Source organism: Ilumatobacter sp. (assembly GCF_041688325.1).
Classification (GTDB): domain Bacteria; phylum Actinomycetota; class Acidimicrobiia; order Acidimicrobiales; family Ilumatobacteraceae; genus Ilumatobacter_A.
Genome location: NZ_JBDNIJ010000277.1, coordinates 1 through 3116 on the forward strand (window position 1 = coordinate 1; position 3116 = coordinate 3116).

At 62.1% G+C, this 3116-nt stretch carries 2 protein-coding genes; both read right to left on the reverse strand.

All coding sequences use genetic code 11. The features are described from left to right. Positions 1 to 459: 459 nt before the first annotated feature. Positions 460 to 2160, reverse strand: a complete 1701-nt coding sequence (locus ACH2EI_RS14980) for a copper resistance CopC/CopD family protein (protein ID WP_395156986.1) — start codon at positions 2158 to 2160, stop codon at positions 460 to 462. Positions 2161 to 2192: 32 nt separating this feature from the next. Next, positions 2193 to 2807: a DUF305 domain-containing protein gene (locus ACH2EI_RS14985; RefSeq protein ID WP_395156988.1), complete on the reverse strand. Its 615-nt coding sequence runs from the start codon at positions 2805 to 2807 to the stop codon at positions 2193 to 2195. Positions 2808 to 3116: the final 309 nt, after the last annotated feature.

Consider the following 3116-nt stretch of genomic DNA (forward strand, 5'->3'; position numbering starts at 1 on the left):
CGTTGAGTTGGGCCATGCCGACACGGTAGACCTAATACGTTAGATATGCAACGTATTAGCTCTGATCGGCTTGGGTTTCTCACTCCCGTCGACCGTCGGAGGCGAGGCGTCGCTTGTCAGCAATTTGTCAGCAAAATGTCCACGAACGGGACGAAACTCGCGGGAATCAGACGGCATCAGCCGACACGGACGACCGTCAAAAACATGCCCTGAACGGGGTAAACGTCACCAAACAACACTCGACGAGATGTCCAGATACCGGAGTTCAAGTCCAATCTTCGGCACTCTAGACCGCAGGCTGCACGGCTTGCGGTCTTGTACTTTTTCGGGGCGCTTTGCGAGCTGAGCGCACGAGTCCAGGTTGACCCTTTCAGCGGAAACGAAGCTCGTTGGCGCTCGACCCGGGCGGGCTGACGTCATCGATGTACTGGCGCCGGCCTGCGTGGCCGCCAACGGGTGCTACGAGGCCGACGAAACGAGCCAGGCCGTGACCACCACGACGAAGCACAACATGATTGCCTCAGCAGTGATGACGGACCGCAACTGCTCATGAAGCATCGGGTCGTCGGGGTCGGCGTCGAGCGCAGGCAGAAGTCGGAAGTGGTTGTACGCGCCGCCGCCGATCGCCAAGACCGCAGCTGCAGTCTTGAGCAGCAGAACCTGGCCCCATTCGGTTCCCGTGAGCTCGCCGACAGAGTCGAGCACCGAGACAGCCATGATGAGCCCGGCAACGATCACGGCACCCAACGCGACGGCGGCGACCGAGGAGAATCGGACGACGAGTTCGAGTGCACGTGGCGGAACTCCCCGACGGTGTCGCATCCACACGACGGCCGCCATGGCGACGACCCCACCCATCCACACCGACCCGGCGACGACATGCACGCTGTTGGCGATCGCGTGGAGCGGCCGGAAGCCTTTGGAGACTGTGTGGCCGTCGAACCAGAACGAAATTACCGCAGCACCGCAGCCCACGAAGGCCAGTGCCGATGAGCGATCGGCAACCCATCGTCTGAGCGGTTCCGGGGACTGGTTGCGCGGACCGTCCGCTGCTTGATTTTTCTCGTCGGTCGATGCTTGGCGTGGCTGCAACGGCTTCGTTGTTGATTGTCGCGGCAGCTGAGTGGTCGGCTCTGCTGGCCTGTCGACCGTATGTGCTGCAGCCTGCTGGCGCGCCAGGAACAGCCCGGGGTCAGTGAAGCCATTCGTACCGGCCGACGGCCCGCCCCGGGTTTTGTCGGCGCCTCCGGTCGTGTTCGGCGCCGACGACAGGGGTTTGGGTTTCCGTGATGGCCGGATCCTGACAGTCGTCGCCGCGAGGCCTGCAGCGATTGCGACACCAGCCAGCATTCGCAGGACCGTGGCGAAACCAGACGACGACGTCCAGTAGCCGAGGAGCGGTTCGTCGGCGATTCGGGCGACACCGCCATACTCGATGGCTGCGCCGATGGTGATCGTGCCCCCCACGATCTTCACGGCGTTCACGAGCGATCGGATCTCTGTCGAGCTCCCGCGTAACGTCGTCCTGGCGAAGTACATCCCACCGATGGCAAGTGCAATCCCGGCGAAGCTGATGAGGCGGCCGATCGTGGCTTGCGACTCGCCGGGTCGTGCAGACTCGACTGCCAGAAACTCGTCCATCGACATCATGTCTGCGGAGCTCATCTGCGACATATCCATGCCAGTGGTTGCAGTTGTGCTGGCGTCGATTGTTATCGCCGGCACGGTCGCTGGCACTGCACCAGCCGATGATGGCGCCGTGACGGTAAACGAGAACGCACCTTCGACCGGGTGGGCATCAGGGGCGCGAACGGTCCACTTCACTCCGATCTCACCGCCGGCGAGCGGTGGATCGAAGGTGAGCGTGAAGACTTTGTTGTCGAGGGTCGACACAGCAATGGGAGCGCGCACTTGGCCGCTCGCGTCGAGGACGACGAAACCTTCACCAGCCTCTTCGGACTCGCCGGTGAAGACCAAGGTCACCAAGGTGACCGGATTATCGACGACCTCCCCGTTTGATGGCGTCGAGCCCGCGAACCCTGTGTGGGCGCTGACGGATCCGCCGATCGACAATCCCACCAACGTCACCACGGCGATCACGAGCAACGCCGCAATCTTCTGGAGGGCGCGCCGGGACGCTGCCTTCACGACGATGAACATTGGTGGACTCTACGCTGCGTCGGGTATCCCGATCAGCCAGCCAACATCGCTTGCATCTGCGCGATCTCTGCTTGTTGAGCGCTGATGATCTGATCGGCAAGCGTCAAGACCTCAGGGTTGGAGCCATTTGCCTTGACGGTTTCGGCCTGGGTGATTGCACCTTGATGATGCGCGATCATCATGGTCACCCACTCTGTGTCAAACGCCGGGCCGGACAGGCCTGCGAGCGCGGTCATTTGCTCCTCCGTCATCATGCCGTCCATTCCGTGCATGCCATCCATGCCATCCATTCCGTCCATTCCGGGCATCTCCGTCGGCTGCCCCCAGGTCTGCAACCACCCCGTCATCGTCTCGATCTCTGTGTCCTGCGTACCTTGAATTGCCGACGCCAACGCTTGGATCTCAGCGCTCGCTCCCGATTCAGGCTTGAGTGCGATGGATGCCATGTCCACGGCCTGTACGTGATGCGGGATCATGCCCTGAGCAAAAGCGACGTCAGCGTCGTTGAAGCTCGAATCCGTCGCCGGGGCGATGGACTCAGGTGGTGCCTTCGCGGAAGAATCGGCATCGCTGCCCCCGCCGCATGCGGTCAGCAGCAGTGTTCCTGCGACCAGGACGGTCGCACAGGGACGAATGGACTTGAACATGGTGGTGAACTCTTTCTCAAGTACTCGGAGCCGCGGAAGAGCGACTACGACAAACTGTAAGAGTTGAATGGTCTGCTGAGTCGGCAGGCGACCCATGATCTCGGTCACAGCATCAGAAATGCGCCCACGGCCCGGTGATCGTCAGCGACTGACGGCCAGCGGCCGAAAGGGTTAACCCGACAGCGCTTCGACCATTGCGGCCGGACGGCCGGTGATGATGCCGTCGACGCCGTAGTCGATCAGGCGCTCGTAGAATTCGGCGTTCTCCTGCGTTGACGCATCGTCCGGCCAGACCCAGACCTCACGGCC

What these genes read in the sequence shown, in the direction of transcription:
- ACH2EI_RS14980 (WP_395156986.1), bottom strand. Translation starts at nt 2,160, where the DNA reads ATGTTCATCGTCGTGAAGGCAGCGTCCCGGCGCGCCCTCCAGAAGATT.
- ACH2EI_RS14985 (WP_395156988.1), bottom strand. Translation starts at nt 2,807, where the DNA reads ATGTTCAAGTCCATTCGTCCCTGTGCGACCGTCCTGGTCGCAGGAACA.